Source organism: Bacillus thuringiensis, from assembly GCF_001595725.1.
GTDB classification, from domain to species: Bacteria; Bacillota; Bacilli; order Bacillales; family Bacillaceae_G; genus Bacillus_A; species Bacillus_A thuringiensis_K.
Map to the genome: position 1 here is coordinate 979,451 of NZ_CP014282.1, position 19,835 is coordinate 999,285.

Consider the following 19,835-nt stretch of genomic DNA (forward strand, 5'->3'; position numbering starts at 1 on the left):
TTTAAAACATGAGAAAAGGGGTAGTTATTAAGTATAGGAGGAGATATAAAAATGTCACACGATGTGAAAGAACTAATCGAAGGATTGAATGAAGATTTAGCAGGAGAATACTCAGCAATTATTATGTATAACCATAATGCAGCTACAGTTTCTGGTATATATAGACAAGTGTTAAAACCTTTCTTTGAATCTGAAATTAGTGATGAACAAGGACATGCCCTATATTTAGCGGAGAAAATTAAGACGTTAGGTGGTACACCTACTACGATCCCTTTACCAGTGAAACAAGTAGAAGATGTTAGAGAAATGTTAGAATCCGCTAGACAATCAGAATATGAAACAATTAAGCGTTATGAAACGAGAAAAGAACAGGCAGCGAAATTAAATATGACAGAATTAGTTGTAAAGCTAGAAGATATGATTGCAGATGAAACAAATCATATGGAAGAATTAGATCGTCTTTTAAATGATAAAGCAATGGTGTTAAATTAAAAGTAGAAATTTATAGAGTGAAAGAACAAATTCCTATTTCTAGGGGTTTGTTCTTTTGTTGTATAAAAAATATATATGAGTAGGAAATTTTCATTTTGTAACTGAGTATGTAATACTAGAAAAATAGAAAGTGATAATAGATTTACATTTTAAATAAGAAAAGGGGAAATAACTTGTGTCCATTTTAATTGTTGATGATAATCCGGTTAACATATTTGTAATTGAGAAGATTTTAAAACAAGCCGGATATCATGATCTTGTATCGCTCAATTCTGCACAAGAGCTCTTCGAATACATACAGTTTGGAAAAGATTCTTCCAGGCATAATGAAATTGATTTAATACTATTAGATATTATGATGCCTGAAATTGATGGACTTGAAGTTTGTAGGCGATTACAAAAAGAGGAGAAGTTTAAAGATATTCCTATTATTTTTGTTACAGCTTTAGAGGATGCAAATAAATTGGCCGAAGCTCTTGATATGGGGGCAATGGATTATATTACCAAACCTATAAATAAAGTTGAACTATTAGCACGTATGCGTGTAGCGTTACGCTTGAAATCGGAATTAAATTGGCATAAAGAACAAGAAGAAAATCTTCGGAATGAATTAGATTTAGCTACGCAAGTACAAAGAAACTTATTAAGTAGCCCATTAAGAGAAGATCATATAAAAATTGAAGCAAGTTACTTACCTTCATTTAAACTAGCTGGAGATATGTATTATTGGTATAAAATCGATGAAAATCGCTACGGTATTATATTATTAGATGTGATGGGACATGGTGTATCTGCTTCATTAGTTTGTATGTTTATTTCGTCTGTATTACGTGAAACAATTAAATGTTTAATTGATCCAGAACTCGTTATTAAAGAATTAAATAAATATATGACCCTTTTACATAATGAAAATGATAATATTCCCTATTATTTTACGGCTATATACTTAGTTGTTAATACAGAAGATAGAATAGTTGAATATGTAAATGCAGGGCATCCTTCTGGATATGTTTTAGTTGATGAAACAAATGTAGTTGAACTAGATCGCGGGAGTTGTGCGGTAGGATTTTTTGATGAAATAAAAGTTAAAAAGACAGTTATACCTTTTGAGAAGAACGCTCAAATATTATTGTTTACAGATGGTGTTCTTGAAGCAATTGCAAATGATGAATTTGAGGCTGAAGAGAAATTACGTACTTTTACAGAAAGAAAATGGGGAGATTTAGAAGAAGAGATAGAAGGGTTTTATAAGGAAGAACAAAAGAAAGCGCAATCAGATGATATGTGTCTAATTATGATACAAACGAATGCGAAATAAAAAGCGTATGAAATCCAAACAGAGGATTTCATACGCTTTTATTGTATTTTTTGATAGATTTGTTCGTTCGGATTAAATTGGATATAATGCGGCATTATATCGGAAAAACGTAGAGTTTCTTTATTTCCTAAACATAGGAATCCATTGTGACCTAAGCTTTCATAAAATAGTTGTTGTACTTGGTTTTGAAGTTTACTCGTAAAGTAAATTAAAACGTTACGGCAAAGTATAATATGAAATTCGTTAAAAGATTGATCAGTTACTAAATTATGCTGCGCAAAAATAATGTTTTGTAAAAGTGACGGATTAAAATAAGCAAAGCGATTATCTGTTGAATAATAGTTAGAAAATGCTTGTGTACCGCCAGCTTGTAAATAATTTTTCGTATAAGTTTGCATTTTATTTAACGGAAGGATAGCTTGTTTTGCTTTTTCTAACACATTTGTATTCATATCTGTTGCATAAATAACAGCTTTTTCACTTAATCCTTCTTCGTGAAGTAAGATGGACATGGATAATACTTCTTCACCAGTTGCGCATCCAGCGTGCCAAATTCTAATTTCAGGATACTTTTTTAATTCAGGAATGACATGCTCTCTTAGCGCTTTAAAAAAGTTAGGGTTACGGAACATTTCAGTTACATTAATGGAGAAATCATTTAATAACTGTTCTAAAAACCCTTCCTCATGAATTACTTTTTCAATTAACTTTGAAATGGTTGGGATATTAGAGATCTGCATTCGATTACAAATTCTTCTATAAATAGATGTACGAGCATATTGGCGGAAATCGAAGCCAGATAGTTTAAATACCGCTTCTAATAGTAATTCAATTTCTAAGTTCGTACGCTTATCCATATCTACAGATGGATCAAAATTATAATACTTATTTTCCACTTAAACTAAACCTCACTTATTTTATTAACCATACACTCATTACCGAATAAAGTTGATGTAAATTTAATGGTTTACTTATATAATCTGAAGCACCAGCAGATAAACATTTCTCTTTATCATTTGGCATTGCTTTCGCAGTTAATGCGATAATAGGTATTTCATGTAACCCTAAATTCATTCGGATATGTTCCATCGTTTCATAACCGTCCATATTCGGCATCATAATATCCATTAAAATAAGGTCAATATTTGTATTGTTTTTTAGTATGTCTAAACACTCTATACCATTTTGTGCAGTAATAATGTTGGCATGTTGTTTTTTTAATGCATTTTGTAATGCAAATATATTTCGGTGATCATCATCGACAATTAAAATAGTTTTCTCTTGGAAGACGTTATTTGTTTCTGGAGTCACGATAGTCTCTTCCACAACTTCAGCAGGAATAACATCTTCTATCGTTGCTGCAACTTCTAAATTGGATAACTGTATATCATGTAATCCATTTGGAAGGTTAGGAATATATACAGTGAAAGTACTGCCTTCTCCTACATGACTCTCTAACGTAATCCAACCACCTAACAATCTAGCAAATTCTTTACAAATAGATAATCCTAAGCCTGTACCACCATATTTCCGAATCGTTGCGCCATCTGCCTGTTGAAAGGCTTCAAAAATAAGTTGATGCTGTTCTTTAGCGATACCAATACCAGTATCTTTTACCGAAATTTTCATCCAATCATTACTGATAGATTGCATATCAGGACTTAAATTAGTTGTTTCTATTGAATCGAAATGTAAAGAAACGGATCCTGTTTCCGTGAATTTAAATGCATTGGATAATAAGTTTTTAATAATTTGTTCAATCCGTTTTGCATCTGTATAAAATAAATCAGGAATTGTATCACTATCTTCAATCGTAAATTCGACATTTTTTTGTGCAGCTATATGTAAAAAGTTTTGATGCATACTTGCTGCCATGTCATTTATATTTGTTGCTTCAAAAATTACATCTAGTTTCCCAGCTTCTACTTTCGATAAATCTAGTATGTCATTAATTAAAGTAAGTAAATCTTTCCCTGATGAATGAATGACGGTTGCTAATTCAATTTCATCGTCGGATAAATGATTATCATGATTTTCTTTTAACATTTCAGATAATAGTAAAATACTATTTAACGGTGTGCGTAATTCATGTGACATATTTGCTAGAAATTCAGATTTGTATTTTGAGCTACGTAATAACTCACTTGCTTTTTCTTCTAATTCTGATTTAGTAATTTGTAAGTCAGCTGTCTTTTGCTCCGCCTCTTCCGTTCTAGACTCTAGTTGTTCATTCATTGTTCGTAATTCTTCGGCTTGCATTTGTAGTTCTTCAGCTTGCGTTTGTAATTCTTCTGATTGAACTTGCAGCTCTTCTGTCATTGCTTGTGATTCATGTAAAAGAGTTTGAATTCGCATACGTCCCATAATACTATGGATTGTCAAACCTAAATTATCAACAGTTTGTTGAATTAAATCTTGATGCAAGTCTGAAATCTCAGTTACACTTACTAACTCCATTACTGCAATTACTTCATCCTCAAATAAGATAGGGATGACTAGTAGGTTTTTAGGGCGTATTTCTAATAATCCAGTAGTAACGTAACGGAATTCTTCAGGTATATCCCTGAGAATAAAACTTTTCTTTTCTAAAGCAGACTGTCCAATGAAACCTTCACCCATTTTAATAGACTGTTTTCCAACATCAGGACCTTGACCAGCGAAAGAAGCTTTCTTCACATAGTAGACAGTGTCTTCAATTTCTTCACGAACATAAAATGCACCGCAAGAAGTTTGCGTTTTTTGTATAACCCCACTAAGAATTTTGTTACCTAACATCTCAATAGAAGATACACCTTGATACATTAAAATTAATTCTGCAAGCTCGGTTTGCAACCACTCTCTTTTCGATATTTCGTCTAGTAAGTGGTTCGTTGTGTGAGCTAGATCTTTTATTTCATCACGTGTGTTTACATGAATTCTTTCCGTAATTTTTTCTTTAGAAGAAATGGATTTAATAGCTTGAATTACATTTTTAATCGTTTTTGTAATGGAATTCGAAATATAGAGTGAAATGATAATAGAAATACAAGAAAGTAAGAACAATAAACTGTATAACCAAATCTCTAATTTATTATTTTCAGTATCTAATTGTGCTGCTCTTTTTTTCGTTAATTGCTCCTCAGTGCTACGGAAGTTAGTTACCTGTGACTGTAAGGACTGAATTTGAGTCGTGTCGATTGTTTGTACATTATTACTATTATTATTTGTAATGAGTGGGTGAATCTCTTTATTAATCCAACTAGTAATGTTTTCGTTAATCTGTTTTAATTTTTCTTGCTGAGATGGGTTATCCTCTAATAATGAGAAAAGATCTTGATAATGTTTTTCGTAATCCTTTTCCGCAGCGTTAAGGGATTGAACGTAATTTGCATCATTAGAAGTGATAAATCCTTTCGTTTTATTTTCAATTGTGAGTAAATCTTTCTCCACTTGATTCGTTAAATTAAGAACTTTAAAATCATGCTCAATAATAAAATTACGAGATTTTTGTAAACTGGAAATCTCATTGTTTAGCATAATGAAAGAAATAAGTAAGAACAAAATGATAACTAAATAACCAGCCATAATTTTGTAACGAATACTAAATTTTGCTTTCGATTTCATCAAAAATTCCTACCTTCAAGATTATTAAAAGTTTTCAATCGTAAAGAATGAAAACGTAATATATATTATATCAGTTTTCGTAAGGCCAAACTAGAAATCCCCCTATTGTATTAGGGGGTTCGTTTTTCATAGAGGAAATCATGTTGAAATATAAAACTATATATGAAAAGTAACAATCGAGGGAATAGGGGGATCATAAAACTTTTAAGCAGGAAAAAGTGTTCTTAAAGCTTTTTTTGCATCTATTCCTTCAAAGATAAATAATACAAGTTCTTTCTTTTTGACAGTAAGGAAAAAGGATACTAATGTGCTTAAGTTTTTAATAGAAGTAAGTGCTCCATGTTTACCTATAAATACATTCGTTTGAAATGTTGTCATTAAAGCATAAAAATGATGAATCTGCGTTATTGTAGGTGTTTCATTATAAGAAATAGTAGTAGATTGAATGACATTCATCGTAATATTCCTTTCCATATAGTAAGCATAACAATATAAACATACCCGTTTTAAAAAATGTTAAACATATAAATAAGAAAAATATAATTATAGTTTTTTTACGTTTAGAAAAGGTTAGGAAGGGTATACATATACTACAAAGAGATTAACTGAAGATGAATTGTAAGATGTCTATGTTTAGTAGATTAGTCTATCAAAATATACTTTTACTTTAAATAAAAAGGAGCCTGGTATACATGAATGAAATGATGATTAATATTACATTTGATTTAATTTACTTGTTAAGTAGTTCACTTGTAGTGCTTTTACTATTCGCTTTTTTCGTAAATGGTTATGTTAATAAGAAGATTAGTGTATACAGAAATGAAGAAAAATAAAGATACATTATGTAAAACTTTAGGAGGTTAATAGTTATGAATGTAGATAGAAAAATAGTAGGTGTTTTTAGAACAATTGATGATGCGGCACTCGTTATTAATGAATTAAATGATAAAGGATACTCAGCAAATAACATTTCAGCTATTGCAAAGGATCAAAAGGAAATTGAACATCTGGAAGAAAAATCGGGTGAAAAAGTGAATAGCGAAACTGCACATAAAGCAGATATCTTTTCAGCGACAGGGCTTGTAGCTGGAGGAGTAGCAGGCGGACTCGGTGGTTTATTAACAGGTCTTGGTATACTTGCCGTTTCTGGAATGGGTCCAATCGTAGCAGCAGGACCAATCGCAGCAGCTATTGGAGGAGCCGGTATTGGCGGAGGAGCTGGAAGTTTAATAGGAGCATTTATAGGATTAGGAATTCCAGAAGAACATGCTAAAAAGTATGAAGAATACATTTACGATGGCAATATATTAATTTTAGTAGATGCAAAATTAGATGATAAGTTAGAAATCTATAAAATATTCGATAAGCACAATGCGTATAACTCTGATTTCTTTAAATAATATGTACGTCACATATTTAAACATAATGAATATCGTTTTTTGATCTTACAACTTTGGCGCGACCGAGGAGTCGTATGACTATAAGAGAGGAAGGGCTTATAGTAAAAGATCAAGTCCTATTATGATATTGAGCAGGGAAGAGGTGTCTATTCGTGATTGTAAAAATATTAAAGGATAGTAGTAATAGTTTCCTTTGTACAGTTCAAAATAAAAATGGAGATCAGTATGTGAAAAAATGGTTTAGTAAACATGAAAATAATAAAGAATTAGGGCGACCAACTTTTAAAGAAGTAGAAAAGGATTGGAAAGAAAATAGAGAATCGTTTATGTATCCCAATATTAAAGCGCTTTATTAAAATGAAACATAAAGCGCGTTTTATTATTACAAAATTGTCACACTCCTGTAAGGTAATTCAATAGATTAGTTACTTTTTCCATGTCATAATAAAGATATAAGAAAGCTAATCAAAAATTATAATTTATAGGAGAGTGTCAGTCATGATTGTAACAACAACGTCTGGAATTCAAGGTAAAGAAATTATTGAGTATATCGATATTGTAAATGGTGAAGCTATTATGGGTGCAAATATTGTCCGCGATTTATTCGCTTCTGTTCGTGATGTTGTCGGTGGTCGTGCTGGTTCGTATGAAAGCAAGCTAAAAGAAGCTCGTGATATCGCAATGGATGAAATGAAAGAACTTGCAAAACAAAAAGGTGCGAACGCTATCGTTGGTGTTGACGTAGATTACGAAGTTGTTCGTGATGGAATGTTAATGGTTGCTGTAAGTGGTACAGCTGTACGTATATAAGTAAATAAAAAACAGGCTCACCCCTTGAAGTTTATGCTTTGAGGGGGTTTTTTGTTTTTAAGTTATAGAAGTGAAATTCAGTTGTAAGGGCGAGATGAAAAAAGAAACAGTGATGCTACATATATGTAATGTGAGTGCAAACTTTATAATAAAGTTGTTATTTGAGATAATGGAAGAATTAGTGGTATAAATAACTTTATAGATAATAATCAAAATAGAGAAGACAGAATGTTCATGGATGGAATGGTTAAGGGGATTTTCCAATCTGTAATAAAAAACCGAGGTACCGAGAGCGGTTTACAGATGTCTACTACATAAAATTTATAATGGATTGGGGGCAATTTTTATGTTTTGGTTAGGAGGCTTTTTAGGATACATTGTAGGTTCTATTACTACATGTGCGCTACTTTACTTTGGTTATAGAGCCGAGAAGAACAAAAAAGCGGATATGCGAAAGAAAGAGGAGAGAAACATCAATAAAAAAGGTGTATAGGATGTGGAAGAAAAATTGATAACATTGATGCAAAAATAAAGGACAGTTACATATTTTATATGATCACTATGTACTGTCCCGCTTATTCCTTGTGGCTTAACAAAAATCTTTTGCTGTCTTGCTATAAAATTCATAGGCGAAAAATCCAAATAAATAGCCTATTCCAGCTCCTAAACTAACTGAAAGCAGTGAGAAATCGGGGGAAAACATGCCGAAAATCAAACCGATTATACAGCCGACAAGCATTCCTATAGGTATGAAACTGTCTAATAACAGTTGAGCCTCTTTTGATTTTTTCTTACCCAAATTGCCGTGCTTATATTTATGTTCCAATCTTTTTATTACAAATACTACAATCCCCCCGACTAGTATAATAGGCCAAATTGCCGAAATTAGCCACATGTTAGAAGCTCCTTTCACCTTTCAATATAATTGTACCAAAAAATTACAATTATAGACTGCTAAACGTACTATCTAGTCTATTTAAAAGGTAAATGCAAAAGACTTCTTCTTTTGCATTTAATAACTCGTCAAAAACACTTTCCGATACGATAAACTTAACTAAATCTATACAATTCAATCAAATTTACACAAGTTAGTGCTTCAAAGTGTTCTCGCAGCCCCAAAGGGACGAGGGGTATAACACTCCACACGAGGCAGTATCGTTACCTCCTATTATCAAGCATTTATTTTACCCATCTTGATAAATTTATCGTAGCATTTACATCCCTATCGTGATGGCTATTACATGAAACACAACACCACTCACGTATTTTTAAACTCCACTGTCCTTCTGGTTGAACTGAATGGTCGTATTTTACGCCGCAACATGAACAAATCTTGCTTGAAGCGAACCATTTATCAGCTTTTACATACGCAATGCCGTACTTCTCGCACTTGTATGACAAACATTGAAAGAAGAAGTTTAATTTTTGAAATGAAAATGCTTTCGATAGTTTTTTGTTTTTTAACAGGTTTGAAATAGATAAGTCTTCCACAACAATCCTGATTGGTTTGGTTTTCACCAATTTAGCTGTTGCTTGATGGATATGGTTAGTTCGGATATTCGTAATTTTCCTAGATAACCGCAGGTGCTCAGCTTTCGCTTTTTCATATCCGGCAGATTGAATTTTTGCACCTTTTTTAAATCTCCTAGACATATCTCTTTGTGCTGACTTTTTCCTTTTCAAAAGTTTTTTAACCTTGGCATCTTTGTTTATATTTCGTTCTTTCATACCATTAGAAGCTACAAAAAGCTCTTTTAAACCAACATCCACACCAATCGACTCATTCGTTAGTTCTTGTAATTCAAAGTCTTCTTGGAACCCTACACTAATCCACCAGTGACGACCATCAAAGGTAACTCTTGGATTGGATGGTTTTTTATTTCTTGGTAGTTGTTGGCTTGTTTTCACTTCTCCAATAGACTGAATGTGAACTACTTTCTTTCCTATAATCAGTCTTTCATAATTAGCATAAAATCCTTGGATTACATCTTTTTTGGATTTATAAGAAGTGTGAGAACCATTTTTGTACTTTTTGAACGAATTTTTTCTCGCCGCATCAAAATCTCTTGAAGCCTGTTTAGGAACTTGTGCATTAATGTCTTTTAACCACTCATATTTCTTTCGCTTCTTGATCTTTGTAAATCGTTTCTGTAAAGCTAACTGTGAAACAGATTTTCCAAATAGCTTATAATATCTATCACTCATTCTTTTACAATAGTTATAAGCAAATTTTGCAGCACCAGCATGGTTTCTAAGCACTTTTTCTTGTTCAGGCGTTGGAATCAGTCTAACTTTCTTCGCCAATATCATCAGAATGTAACTCCTTTAATGAAAGATTTGTTCTTCTGAATCGTAGCGTGTTCCACCAGCATTCTCCTGAGACCACTCGGATGCAAACCTGTTAATTCCGATACTTGACTAACTCGTGAAAATTTCATTATTATTCTCACCTCATCGAATCAAACACAGCACGTACGTTCGATAAAATCAATAAAGTTTGATAGATTCAATAAAATTTATCTCGTTCAACTAAGGGCGCAACTCCTTAGCCAGTTCTCTTATGAACTTCTCATGTTTTCACATGAGCGCAGACTATATGTTTATCTACTTAGAGATAGAGGATTTTTCCACCACCATAGGCTTGTGATGTACTCTCGTCAGTTATACGAGATAGTCGTTGAACGTTCATCTTATCCATTTTGACTTAGATGATTCGAGGCGGAAGACCCATTGTTCTAGTGTTTAGGATTTAACCTTGCACGATCTGATTGATTTTTTCTGCTTTCGCGACATTCACGCTCACTATTTCTAGCCACGTTGTAGTTCAATCAGCTTTAGGGATTGCCCGCAGTTAACCCTCACTACTAGCCAATCACTTGACTAGCAGGGCTTACTGATATATTTAATTAACTTTCGTTATAATTGGTTAAATAAATCGTAACAGTTAGTTACCCTTTCGTTTTCTCAGCGGACTGCACAACATCAACTGCTGCTTTCACATCTGCTAAGTCATACGTAGAATGTACCGTCATAAAACACAATTGCTTATTTTCTACTAAGCGAATTAAGTGACGAAACGTTTCTTGCCATTTATATGGTGACACTTCTTTATTCCAATGTCGTAAATGAAATATGTTCGCGTGTACTTTGGCTTTCGTGACAATTTCTGCCCAGTTTACTTGTATTCCTGATAGAAGACCGATCGTTAAAAAGTGCCCGTTTGGACGTAAGGAGAAAGCTAATTCATTTCCAGCCGATCCCCCGATAGAATCAATTGCAGCATCCGCACCGAGCCCGTTTGTTAATTCCATAACAGTTTCATAAAGCGGGGCAGTGGAAGTATCAATTACATATGCAGCACCAAGGCGCAGTAATTCTTCTGTATGCTTATTATTTCTTGTAACAGCAATTAATCGGAAGTTTAAAATTTGTGATAACTGAGCAAATAGATGTCCAATAGCGGATCCACAAGCATTCACTAATAAAACGTCATTACTCTGTAAGTTTAACGTTTCTGTACAAGTAACCCACGCCGTAAGAGGGTTAATATACATTTGCGCCGCTGTAAAATCATCGATGGAATCAGGGATAGGGACTACAAAATCAGCTGACGTCTTCACATACTCCTGCCAAGTACCTTCTCCGCGTAACGGTAAAACACGTTTACCGATAAGGTCTCTCGTAACGCCCGCACCTACATCTTCTACAATACCAACACCTTCATAACCAGGTATGTTAGGTAAAGGAATTCTATGAGCGTACGCTCCGGTTATTGGAATTAAGTCAGATGGATTAATCGGTCTAACTAACATACGGACCAAAACTTCATTCTCTTTTAGTGGTTCTATATTTTTATATTCAACTTGTAATACATCTTTTGGGTTGCCAAACTTGTGAAATTGAATGTGTTTTCCGTGCACGATAAATGTTCCCCCTTGGTTTGATAGGATTAATTATAGCATTTTTGGTTGGAGTGATTATTTGGTTATCAAAAAATAAAAGGGAACAGAAATTCTTCGTTTATCTATTTGATAAAATCGGTTTCTTCTGAATACGTAGTAATATAAGAAAAAGACGCTCTTGTGAGCGTCTTTTTCTAACTTGAGATAGATGCATTATTATTGTTCTACTAGGTTACATAGTTCTCGTATAAAGTTTTCTCACACAAATGATCTGTATATCAATTTGCTTTTGATATACAGATCATTTGTGTGATAATTATTATAGATAATTGCTGAATGATAACCTTACATGAATGCTTTTAAAAGTTCTTGAACTAATGGAATTACTCCACCTACAAATTTTAAAACTGCCATTGCGATTTCCATATGAGTGCCTCCTTTTTTAATGGTAAGATACAATAAATCTTTATACGCTTATTATAGTGAGCGCTTACAATTATATCAATGCATTTCGATATGCAATATTTCATATTTGTATTCTGTAATGGGGATGGGAGAAAGCCCCACTAATTAAAGTTTCACTTTATCAAAATGTAAGCTGCATCTTGTATAATATAATGGTGGAGGTCGAATATGAAAAAAATGAATTCAAATATAGACGTGGATACAAATGTATTGGAAGCGGTATTTATTCCAAGAAGGTTTATTGTTTTATGGATTACACTCGTATATATAGCTTCAATGCTTTTAGAATTTCGTAATAATATTCTCTCAATGGATAGTTTCTTCTTCACAATAATTATTGTTATTCATACTATCTTTCATTGGTATGCAAGTTCATTAAAGAATAGACAATTGTTGTATTTCTTTTTTGTACAACTCTTCATTGTGTTTCTTGCTGCATTTATTGTACCAAATGGTTCAATAGCTATTTTTGTTGGATTAACCCCTATTTTAATTGCCCAAAGTTTATATGTTTATAACAATATATTTAAAGTAATGGCGGTTTTCACTCTCATGTATGCCATATTTTGTACTGCGATTAGTATGAATTATGGTGTGAATAAAGTAGCTATTCTTATCTCTATGTTCCTTTTAGTACTAGCAATTATTATTCCTTTTTCTTATATTAATAAGCAGCAATATGATGCACGTAATCGTATACAGAGCTACATTCAAGAGTTAGAGTCTGCATATATGAGAGTAGAAGAATTGACATTAGCTAATGAAAGGCAACGAATGGCAAGGGATTTACATGATACGTTAGCGCAAGGTGTAGCGAGCTTAATTATGCAATTGGAAGCAATAGAAGCCCATATGCAAAAAGGGAATACAGGGCGATCGCAAGAGATTATGAAACAAACTATGATAAGAGCGAGACAAACTTTACATGACGCAAGGCTGGTTATTGATGATTTGCGTCATACTACTAATTCATTTAATAAAGCTGTAGAGGAAGAAGTTCAACGTTTTTCTGAGGCTACGTCTATACATGTGAGATTTACTATTCAAAGTCCCCCGCATATTTCAAGATTAGTAAAGGAACATTGTTTATATGTAATTAGTGAATGTTTAACGAATATCGCAAAACATTCACAGGCAAAAGATGTAAATTTGAAAGTTGAATATAGTGATAACCTTGAAAAACTTACTATTGAAGTTGAAGATAATGGAATTGGTTTTGACACTGGATATATCGGTAAGAATCCTGGACATTACGGCTTAATTGGCTTAAATGAGCGAGTTCGATTGATTAATGGAGAAATACATATATTGAGTGAAAAGATGAAGGGTACGAAAGTGTGTATTCAAGTACCTATTAATAATGAAGGAGATAGCGATGAAGTATAACGTATTAATTGTGGATGATCATTTCGTTGTAAGGGAAGGTCTGAAATTAATAATAGAAACGAGTGATTCATTTCAAATTATAGGTGAGGCTGCAAACGGAGAAGAAGCCCTTTCTTTCATAGAAAAAAAGAAACCTGATGTTATTTTAATGGATTTAAATATGCCTAAAATGAGTGGTTTAGAAACAATTGAGGCTTTAAATAAAAAACAAAATCATACGCCGATTATTATATTAACAACTTATAACGAAGATGAATTAATGTTAAAGGGAATTGAGCTAGGAGCAAAAGGATATTTGCTAAAAGATACGGATCGTGAGAATTTGTTTCGAACATTGGAAGCGGCTATTCGAGGTGAGATTTTACTACAACCTAATATTATGGAAAAGATAGTGAATTATAAAAGGAAAGAAGTATATGCTGATAAGGTTGAAGAAAATAATTTAACAGAAAAAGAATTGTTTGTGTTGAAAGCTATTGCGCGTGGAAATAAGAATAAAGAAATTGCATTCGATATGGGAATAGCTGAACGAACAGTAAAAGCGTATTTAACAAATATATATAATAAATTAGGTGTTAATTCAAGGTCAGAAGCAGTAGCTGTATCTATTGAAAGGAAGTTAATTCATTTTTAAAACGTTATATATGCCCAATCGTACATTATAGGCTTGCCCTTTTGTACGATTTTTTTATTATTTTCTCATGTTATGCTTTAGAAAGTATGAGAGATTTAAGAACGCTCTAATTGCATTACACAGACGTTTTTAATGTGGGAAAGGAAGAATGGGGGAGTTAGCGTAGATGTTTCTACTTATTACTACATTTGATAGGTTTATTTGGCTGGGGAATGTTGCTTCGTCTTCAGAAAAGATTAACAGGAATCTAGCGTTTTCGAGGGCTGAAGAAAGTAATGCTAATTTGCGTAAAAAGAAATGTATAGGTTCAATTAATAATATGCATCAAAAAATAGCGATAGCTTCTGTGGAATATGGTCATAATTTTGTGTTGGGTCGTGCAGAACCTCATTCAACAATTGTCATAACAAGTGGTGATATGTATGTTGGAAGCGGACGGGTTAATAAGTATGGGAAATTTAAAGTATGTACGAATGATTATCTAGAAAGAGATTTGGTAATAGAGATTCAGTTAATAATGGGTGGTTTTTATCAAGAGAGTATAACGGTAAAGATAGAACGTTAAGATAGAATTATTTCTTTTTTTCCACTATATAAAAAGGAAGCAACCGTAGTTGCTTCCTACATCAATTAAGCCGAAGCCTTCTTCATTCTCTCAAGTAAACTAGATAACACATGCGTACGATAAGATTCTAGTTTTTTACCTTCATAAGTACGGATACCTAATTTTTTAAGTTCTTTTACATACCAACCTTTGCTTCCGAAATACATGTGATCGCTCCCCTTCAACTTTGTTTTTATTTATCCTGATTGCATATGGAGGTACAGGAATTATAATGAAGGAAATGAATTTCGCACGAAAATGGTTAACTTTGTTGCAAAAGACATATATACTAAAGATAGTATACAACGAGGTGGACAAGACGTGATTATAGAGAAGCACGAAATTCAAATTGACCAAATTACGAGTGGTAAAGTGAATATCTTTACTTTCTATAGAAATAGAAAGCAAATTGATGATCATTTTTTACGATTACAAGAACCATCGCTTACAGCAAACTACTTCTTCCATTTTCATTTTGATGCAGAGAGCTTGCATCTATTGCAGAAAGAGTTTCCGAGCGTATATCCGTACGACGGTAGTGAAACGATTCACGACTGGACGGAAAAGATGAAAGCAGAATTGCAACATCAGATCCAAACAGGTAAATGGAATAAACGCGTACGTATCGGTAATCGCATTCTAGATGTGGTGTTTACGTGGTGTGACGAAGATATAGTAGAGTGAAAAAGAAGCGGATGACGCTTCTTTTTTTAGCGCTGGAATAAAACGAGCTTACCTGCAGAAGATGTGCAGCGATGTGTTTTCTCATACAATCCTTTTTCTTTTAAAATAGATTCACCTTTTGCTTTCGCTTCTTTTTCAGTTGCCGCCTCGAATGATTCGTCTAATGCTTTAGAACCATCTTTTTCAAAGACTGTTAGAACGTATACTCCCATGAAAATTCCCTCCAATAATAAAATCAGAATCTTATAACTATTTTGGCATAAATCACTAGAATATGCAAAGAAATATATGACATTGCGTGTTACAATAAGGTGAAACTTTTGAAACATAGAAAGGATCGTTATTTGTGAAACAAGTAAAGTTTATACATGCGGCTGATTTGCATTTGGATAGTCCATTTAAAGGGATGGAGATGAGTGTACCGCAGTCTGTTTGGGAAAGAATGAAGCAAAGTACGTTTGAATCGTTCGAGCGTATTGTTGATAAAGCGATTCAAGAGCGCGTTGATTTCGTATTACTAGCCGGGGATTTGTATGATGCGGAGACGAGAAGTTTGAGAGCGCAAGTGTTTGTGCGCGAGCAAATGAAGAGACTTTCGCAGTACGATATCCCTGTTTTTATTATTCACGGTAACCACGATCATTTAGGGGGAAGCTGGGCAGCAATTGAGTTTCCGGAAAATGTTCACGTGTTTACGGAGCCTTATGTAGAAGAGAAATCATTTTATAAAAATGGTGAGTTGTTAGCTTCTATTTACGGTTTTAGTTATTTGCAGCAAGCGGTAACGGATAATATGACAGCGCAGTATACGAAAATGAGTGATGCGCCTTTTCATATTGGTATGCTTCACGGAAGTGTGGAAGGGGATGCAGAGCATAATCGCTATGCGCCGTTTCAAATTCGTGAGCTGAAAGAAAAGCAGTTTGATTATTGGGCTCTTGGCCATATACATAAACGTGAAATTTTATCAGAAGAGCCGTATATTATTTATCCGGGGAATATACAAGGTCGTCATCGTAAGGAGACAGGGGAAAAGGGTGCGTACCTTATTGAACTTACAAAACAAGGATCGCAATGTTCATTTTTCCATACGGCGGATGTTGTGTGGGATGAGATAGAAGTGAATATTGATGGACTTGAAACTGTTGATGAACTGATGACGAGCGTATCGAGTGCGATGAATGAATGCCGAAGAGAAGAGGAAGGGACGCTACTTACTGTCGTATTTACAGGACAAGGGCCACTTTCTCCTTATTTACGTGATGAAAAGCGCGTAGAAGAGATTTTTCATATTTTAGCATCTGGTGAAGAGCGAAAAGATTTCGTATATACGATGAAGTGGAAAAATGAGACAGTCTCTTTTGCAGAAATCGAGCGTTTGAAAGAAGAAAATCATTTCGTCGGTAGTGTGCTGAAGGAGTTAGAAGCTTTCACCAATATGGACGGTGTGTTGCGCACGATTTGGACATCTCCTGTAGCACGTAATAGTATTGAATCTTTTACAGAGGAAGAGAAGAAAGAGATTCAAAAGGAAGCAGAAAATATTATTTTAGAACAATTATTCCAGCAAGAGAGGGATAAGAAATGAGAATTGAAAAACTCCATATTTATGGGTACGGAAAATTAGAAAATGTGGAAATGGATCTGTCAATGCTGACAGTGTTATATGGTGAAAATGAAGCGGGGAAATCAACAATTCGCTCATTTATGAAAAGTATTTTATTCGGTTTTCCGACGAGAGGACAGCGCCGTTATGAGCCGAAAGAAGGCGGCAAGTATGGCGGTGCGATGACTGTGCAAACAGAGAAGTACGGCCGTTTGAAAATTGAACGATTGCCAAAGATGGCAGCTGGCGAGGTGACCGTTTATTTTGAAGACGGGAAAACGGGCGGCGAGGAAATTTTACACGATATATTAAGCGGGATGAATGAAAGTTTATTTGAATCTGTCTTTTCATTTGATATGCATGGCCTTCAAAACATTCATCAGCTTGGTGAAGCGGATATTGGCAATTATTTATTTTCGGCAAGTGCAGTCGGGAGTGATGCGCTATTGCAGTTAGATAAAAAGCTAGAAAAAGAAATGGACCAGCGCTTTAAGCCGAGTGGTCGTAAACCAGAAATTAACGTGTCATTGCAAGAGATGAAGAAACTTGAAGAGAAGATGAAAGAGTGGCAAGGGAAAATTGGCACGTATGAAAAGCAAGTGGAGCAGTTAAAAGAAAGTGAAGAGAAGCTTGCTTCTGTTCGCGGGGAAAAAGAGAGTGCAGAAAAACGAAAGCAAGATTATGAAATATTAGCAGCGCTTGAGCCACTCGTTATTGAAAAGCGTGCGCATGAGAAAGTGTTAGAGAACGAGAGCGGGCAGTTTCCTGTAAACGGAATGGCGCGTTATGAAGCAATTAAGGCGAAGATGGAGCCGCTTCAATTACAAGTGGACTCACTTCATAAAAAAATTGAGAATGTGCAATCTGAAATGGAATCGATTCAAATAGATGAAGAGTTTTTGCAAAAAGAAAGTTATGTAGAAGAACTTCGAATGCAGCATATGTCTTACGAAAATGCACGCCAAGAAATGCGTGATCTGACAGGAAGTATTACGAATATAAAAGAAGAAATCGCAGAACTGGAACAACAAATTGGTGCTACTTTTGAAAAGGAAACAGTTCTTTCATTTGATATGAGTTTGGCAACGAAAGAGTTAATTACGCAAACAGTGCAAAAGGCGCGCGAATTAGAAACGCAAAAAGCACAGCTCGATGATCGTTTTAAAGTAGCGCAAGAGCAATTAGAAGAACAAGAAGAAAATATAAGGCAGATTAAGAAACAAATGTTAGTGGATGAAGAGAGAAATGTGTTAGTTGAGAAAGAGAAATCGTTCCAAGATGCGGCGTTTATCGGTATAGGCGCAGAGAGAATGAAGCGCAAGTATGAGGAAAAAGCAGGAACAGCTAAGCAAAAGAAAAAGCAGTGGCAAAGAGTTTGTCTTCTATTACTTCTTATTAACACAGGCGTTTTATTCACAAGCTTATTTATAGATAACCGAGCGCTCTTATTTATTAGTGTCATTGTTTTTGTAGGGATTGTTCTCGCCCTTGTTTTATATAAAGATCCATCAAGTGGATTACAAGAAGAGCTCCTTACACTTCAGCAAAGTGCTGGCGGGAGACAAAGTGAAGAAGCGATGTCTGTGCGCTATGAGTTAGAAAAAGATGAAGAGATACGTAAACTATTTGAGCGTGAGTCATATAAGTTACAGCAAATGGAACGAGCGTATGATAAAGTCGTTTCATCGTATGAGGAATGGGAGAGAGAAACGTTCCAGGCGGGAGAACAAGTCGATGCATATAAAACGCGCTATATGTTTCCTGAATTTTATACGTATGCACACATATTGCCGGCGTTTGAGCGTATGGAAAAAATGCAGCAATTATATCGTGATTTAGAGAAGAAAAGTGAGCGCAAATCTTCATTATTTGAAATGATTTCGCAATTTGAACATAAACTAGAAACTGTTATCGGTAGTGCGGAGTATAGTAAGCTACACGAGGCACAAAGCCGTATGCAAAATGAGAAAGAGAAGCGCCAAACTTGTAAGCAGTTAAAAGAAAAACTGGCGGAATGGCAAGAAGAATATGAGTTTATGCAAGAACGATTGAAACATCTGTTAGTAGAACGAGATGGTTTATGGCATATTGCAGAGGCTACAGATGAAGAGATGTTTTTAGAAGTAGGTAAACTAGCGGAAAAACGTGAAGATGCTGAGAAACAAGTGGGGCGTTTATTACCGCAAATTGATCTGTTGGAACAGCGTTTAACGAACTTATCATTAGCTGAACATTATGAAGCTGACGGTTATGAAGAGAAATTAAAGAGAGAAATGACAGTCGTGCAAAACTGTCTTACGGAAGAGAAAGAACTGACAGAGCGTATTGCGAAACATCGTATGGAAATTGCGAATTTAGAAGAAGGTAGTACATACGGCGATTTAATGCATGAATGGGAAATGAAAAAAGCGCAAGTGCGTGAACAAGTGAAGAAGTGGGCTGCTTATGCGGCCGCAAAAACGGTGTTAACGAAAACGAAGCAATATTATCACGAAGTACATCTTCCTCGTATTTTACAAAAATCAGAAGAGTATTTCGTCTATTTAACAGGCGGACGATATAGTAAAATCTTTTCACCGTCAGAGGCAGAACCGTTTATCGTTGAACGTAACGATGGTATGCGTTTTTACAGTCATGAACTAAGCCAAGCGACAGCGGAGCAGTTATATTTATCGCTGAGATTTGCACTCGCGAAAACATTCGAACATGATTATCCATTTATTATTGATGATAGTTTCGTGCATTTTGATGCGGTAAGGACGAATCGAACGATTGAACTTATAAAGGAAATTGCAAAGGATAGACAAGTCATATTCTTTACATGTCATGCGCATTTACTCGCGTATTTTACAGAAAAACAGATTATAAAATTAACACATATGCGTAAAGAAAATGAGTTGTAGTGTGCTATACTAAAAGTAACTGATTTGG

At 34.4% G+C, this 19,835-nt stretch carries 22 protein-coding genes and 1 pseudogene; 13 read left to right on the forward strand and 10 right to left on the reverse strand.

What is annotated here, in order from left to right; all coding sequences use genetic code 11:
• Nucleotides 1-51: 51 nt before the first annotated feature.
• A complete protein-coding gene (locus tag AXW78_RS04970) occupies nt 52-492 on the forward strand; it encodes a ferritin-like domain-containing protein (protein WP_000017755.1) in 441 nt (146 codons plus the stop codon).
• 175 nt (nt 493-667) lie between these two features.
• Nucleotides 668-1,810, forward strand: coding sequence for a fused response regulator/phosphatase (locus AXW78_RS04975; RefSeq protein ID WP_061883857.1), 1,143 nt, complete (start codon nt 668-670; stop codon nt 1,808-1,810).
• Nucleotides 1,811-1,848: 38 nt separating this feature from the next.
• On the opposite strand, the gene AXW78_RS04980 is transcribed toward AXW78_RS04975, so the two are convergent.
• The 3 genes from AXW78_RS04980 to AXW78_RS04990 all read right to left on the reverse strand — a co-directional run bounded on the left by AXW78_RS04980 (nt 1,849) and on the right by AXW78_RS04990 (nt 5,869).
• Nucleotides 1,849-2,706 (reverse strand): CheR family methyltransferase, encoded by an 858-nt coding sequence (locus tag AXW78_RS04980; protein ID WP_000429029.1) that lies wholly within the window; start codon nt 2,704-2,706, stop codon nt 1,849-1,851.
• A gap of 16 nt (nt 2,707-2,722) precedes the next feature.
• Nucleotides 2,723-5,413 (reverse strand): ATP-binding protein, encoded by a 2,691-nt coding sequence (locus AXW78_RS04985; protein WP_061883858.1) that lies wholly within the window; start codon nt 5,411-5,413, stop codon nt 2,723-2,725.
• A gap of 204 nt (nt 5,414-5,617) precedes the next feature.
• Entirely contained in the window at nt 5,618-5,869 is a 252-nt protein-coding gene (locus AXW78_RS04990; protein WP_001100943.1) for a hypothetical protein, read from the reverse strand.
• Nucleotides 5,870-6,105: 236 nt separating this feature from the next.
• Here AXW78_RS04990 and AXW78_RS34250 point away from each other — a divergent pair, with 236 nt between their 5' ends.
• The 5 genes from AXW78_RS34250 to AXW78_RS34255 all read left to right on the forward strand — a co-directional run bounded on the left by AXW78_RS34250 (nt 6,106) and on the right by AXW78_RS34255 (nt 8,116).
• The gene (locus AXW78_RS34250; RefSeq protein ID WP_001004571.1) at nt 6,106-6,246 is read left to right on the forward strand and encodes a hypothetical protein; all 141 of its coding nucleotides are present in this window, start codon (nt 6,106-6,108) and stop codon (nt 6,244-6,246) included.
• A gap of 36 nt (nt 6,247-6,282) precedes the next feature.
• Nucleotides 6,283-6,813 carry a general stress protein gene (locus AXW78_RS04995; protein WP_001100093.1) on the forward strand — a complete coding sequence of 177 codons (531 nt, stop codon included), beginning with the start codon at nt 6,283-6,285 and terminating at the stop codon, nt 6,811-6,813.
• 152 nt (nt 6,814-6,965) lie between these two features.
• Complete coding sequence (locus AXW78_RS05000; protein ID WP_000635853.1) at nt 6,966-7,169, forward strand: DUF4028 family protein; 204 nt, start codon at nt 6,966-6,968, stop codon at nt 7,167-7,169.
• A 142-nt stretch (nt 7,170-7,311) separates the two neighbouring features.
• On the forward strand, nt 7,312-7,623 hold the full coding sequence (locus AXW78_RS05005) for a YbjQ family protein (protein WP_000637511.1): 312 nt from the start codon (nt 7,312-7,314) through the stop codon (nt 7,621-7,623).
• Between the two features lie 346 nt (nt 7,624-7,969).
• A complete protein-coding gene (locus AXW78_RS34255; RefSeq protein ID WP_000498642.1) occupies nt 7,970-8,116 on the forward strand; it encodes a hypothetical protein in 147 nt (48 codons plus the stop codon).
• 96 nt (nt 8,117-8,212) lie between these two features.
• Here the strand turns inward: AXW78_RS34255 and AXW78_RS05010 are convergent, their stop codons facing one another.
• From AXW78_RS05010 to AXW78_RS35435, 5 genes and pseudogenes are all read right to left on the reverse strand, one after another.
• Nucleotides 8,213-8,518 (reverse strand): hypothetical protein, encoded by a 306-nt coding sequence (locus tag AXW78_RS05010; protein WP_061883859.1) that lies wholly within the window; start codon nt 8,516-8,518, stop codon nt 8,213-8,215.
• A gap of 284 nt (nt 8,519-8,802) precedes the next feature.
• Nucleotides 8,803-9,933 carry an RNA-guided endonuclease InsQ/TnpB family protein gene (locus AXW78_RS05015; protein WP_061883860.1) on the reverse strand — a complete coding sequence of 377 codons (1,131 nt, stop codon included), beginning with the start codon at nt 9,931-9,933 and terminating at the stop codon, nt 8,803-8,805.
• Nucleotides 9,933-10,061 (reverse strand): hypothetical protein, encoded by a 129-nt coding sequence (locus tag AXW78_RS35235; protein ID WP_000672782.1) that lies wholly within the window; start codon nt 10,059-10,061, stop codon nt 9,933-9,935. Before AXW78_RS35235 ends, AXW78_RS05015 begins: the two co-directional genes overlap by 1 nt.
• Nucleotides 10,062-10,571: 510 nt before the next feature.
• Nucleotides 10,572-11,543, reverse strand: a complete 972-nt coding sequence (locus AXW78_RS05020) for a zinc-dependent alcohol dehydrogenase family protein (protein WP_000546057.1) — start codon at nt 11,541-11,543, stop codon at nt 10,572-10,574.
• Between the two features lie 327 nt (nt 11,544-11,870).
• Nucleotides 11,871-12,055: pseudogene (locus AXW78_RS35435) on the reverse strand (hypothetical protein).
• A 103-nt stretch (nt 12,056-12,158) separates the two neighbouring features.
• Here AXW78_RS35435 and AXW78_RS05030 point away from each other — a divergent pair.
• From AXW78_RS05030 to AXW78_RS05040, 3 genes are all read left to right on the forward strand, one after another.
• Nucleotides 12,159-13,376, forward strand: a complete 1,218-nt coding sequence (locus tag AXW78_RS05030) for a sensor histidine kinase (RefSeq protein WP_000738695.1) — start codon at nt 12,159-12,161, stop codon at nt 13,374-13,376.
• The gene (locus AXW78_RS05035; protein WP_000876838.1) at nt 13,366-14,010 is read left to right on the forward strand and encodes a response regulator; all 645 of its coding nucleotides are present in this window, start codon (nt 13,366-13,368) and stop codon (nt 14,008-14,010) included. The genes AXW78_RS05030 and AXW78_RS05035 overlap by 11 nt, the downstream gene beginning before the upstream one ends.
• Nucleotides 14,011-14,176: 166 nt before the next feature.
• Complete coding sequence (locus AXW78_RS05040) at nt 14,177-14,575, forward strand: hypothetical protein (RefSeq protein ID WP_061883861.1); 399 nt, start codon at nt 14,177-14,179, stop codon at nt 14,573-14,575.
• A 65-nt stretch (nt 14,576-14,640) separates the two neighbouring features.
• Here AXW78_RS05040 and AXW78_RS05045 read toward each other — a convergent pair whose 3' ends face one another.
• The gene (locus tag AXW78_RS05045) at nt 14,641-14,781 is read right to left on the reverse strand and encodes a YflJ family protein (protein WP_000273536.1); all 141 of its coding nucleotides are present in this window, start codon (nt 14,779-14,781) and stop codon (nt 14,641-14,643) included.
• 154 nt (nt 14,782-14,935) lie between these two features.
• Here AXW78_RS05045 and AXW78_RS05050 point away from each other — a divergent pair, with 154 nt between their 5' ends.
• Nucleotides 14,936-15,298: a hypothetical protein gene (locus tag AXW78_RS05050; protein WP_000582785.1), complete on the forward strand. Its 363-nt coding sequence runs from the start codon at nt 14,936-14,938 to the stop codon at nt 15,296-15,298.
• A 26-nt stretch (nt 15,299-15,324) separates the two neighbouring features.
• Here AXW78_RS05050 and AXW78_RS05055 read toward each other — a convergent pair whose 3' ends face one another.
• Nucleotides 15,325-15,510 (reverse strand): YhzD family protein, encoded by a 186-nt coding sequence (locus AXW78_RS05055; protein ID WP_000539547.1) that lies wholly within the window; start codon nt 15,508-15,510, stop codon nt 15,325-15,327.
• A gap of 134 nt (nt 15,511-15,644) precedes the next feature.
• Between AXW78_RS05055 and AXW78_RS05060 the strand changes: the two genes are divergently transcribed.
• Together AXW78_RS05060 and AXW78_RS05065 are read left to right on the forward strand one after the other, a co-directional pair.
• Nucleotides 15,645-16,886 carry a metallophosphoesterase family protein gene (locus AXW78_RS05060; protein WP_000815731.1) on the forward strand — a complete coding sequence of 414 codons (1,242 nt, stop codon included), beginning with the start codon at nt 15,645-15,647 and terminating at the stop codon, nt 16,884-16,886.
• Nucleotides 16,883-19,807 carry an ATP-binding protein gene (locus AXW78_RS05065; protein WP_001217627.1) on the forward strand — a complete coding sequence of 975 codons (2,925 nt, stop codon included), beginning with the start codon at nt 16,883-16,885 and terminating at the stop codon, nt 19,805-19,807. Before AXW78_RS05060 ends, AXW78_RS05065 begins: the two co-directional genes overlap by 4 nt.
• The last annotated feature ends 28 nt before the right edge of the window (nt 19,808-19,835 follow it).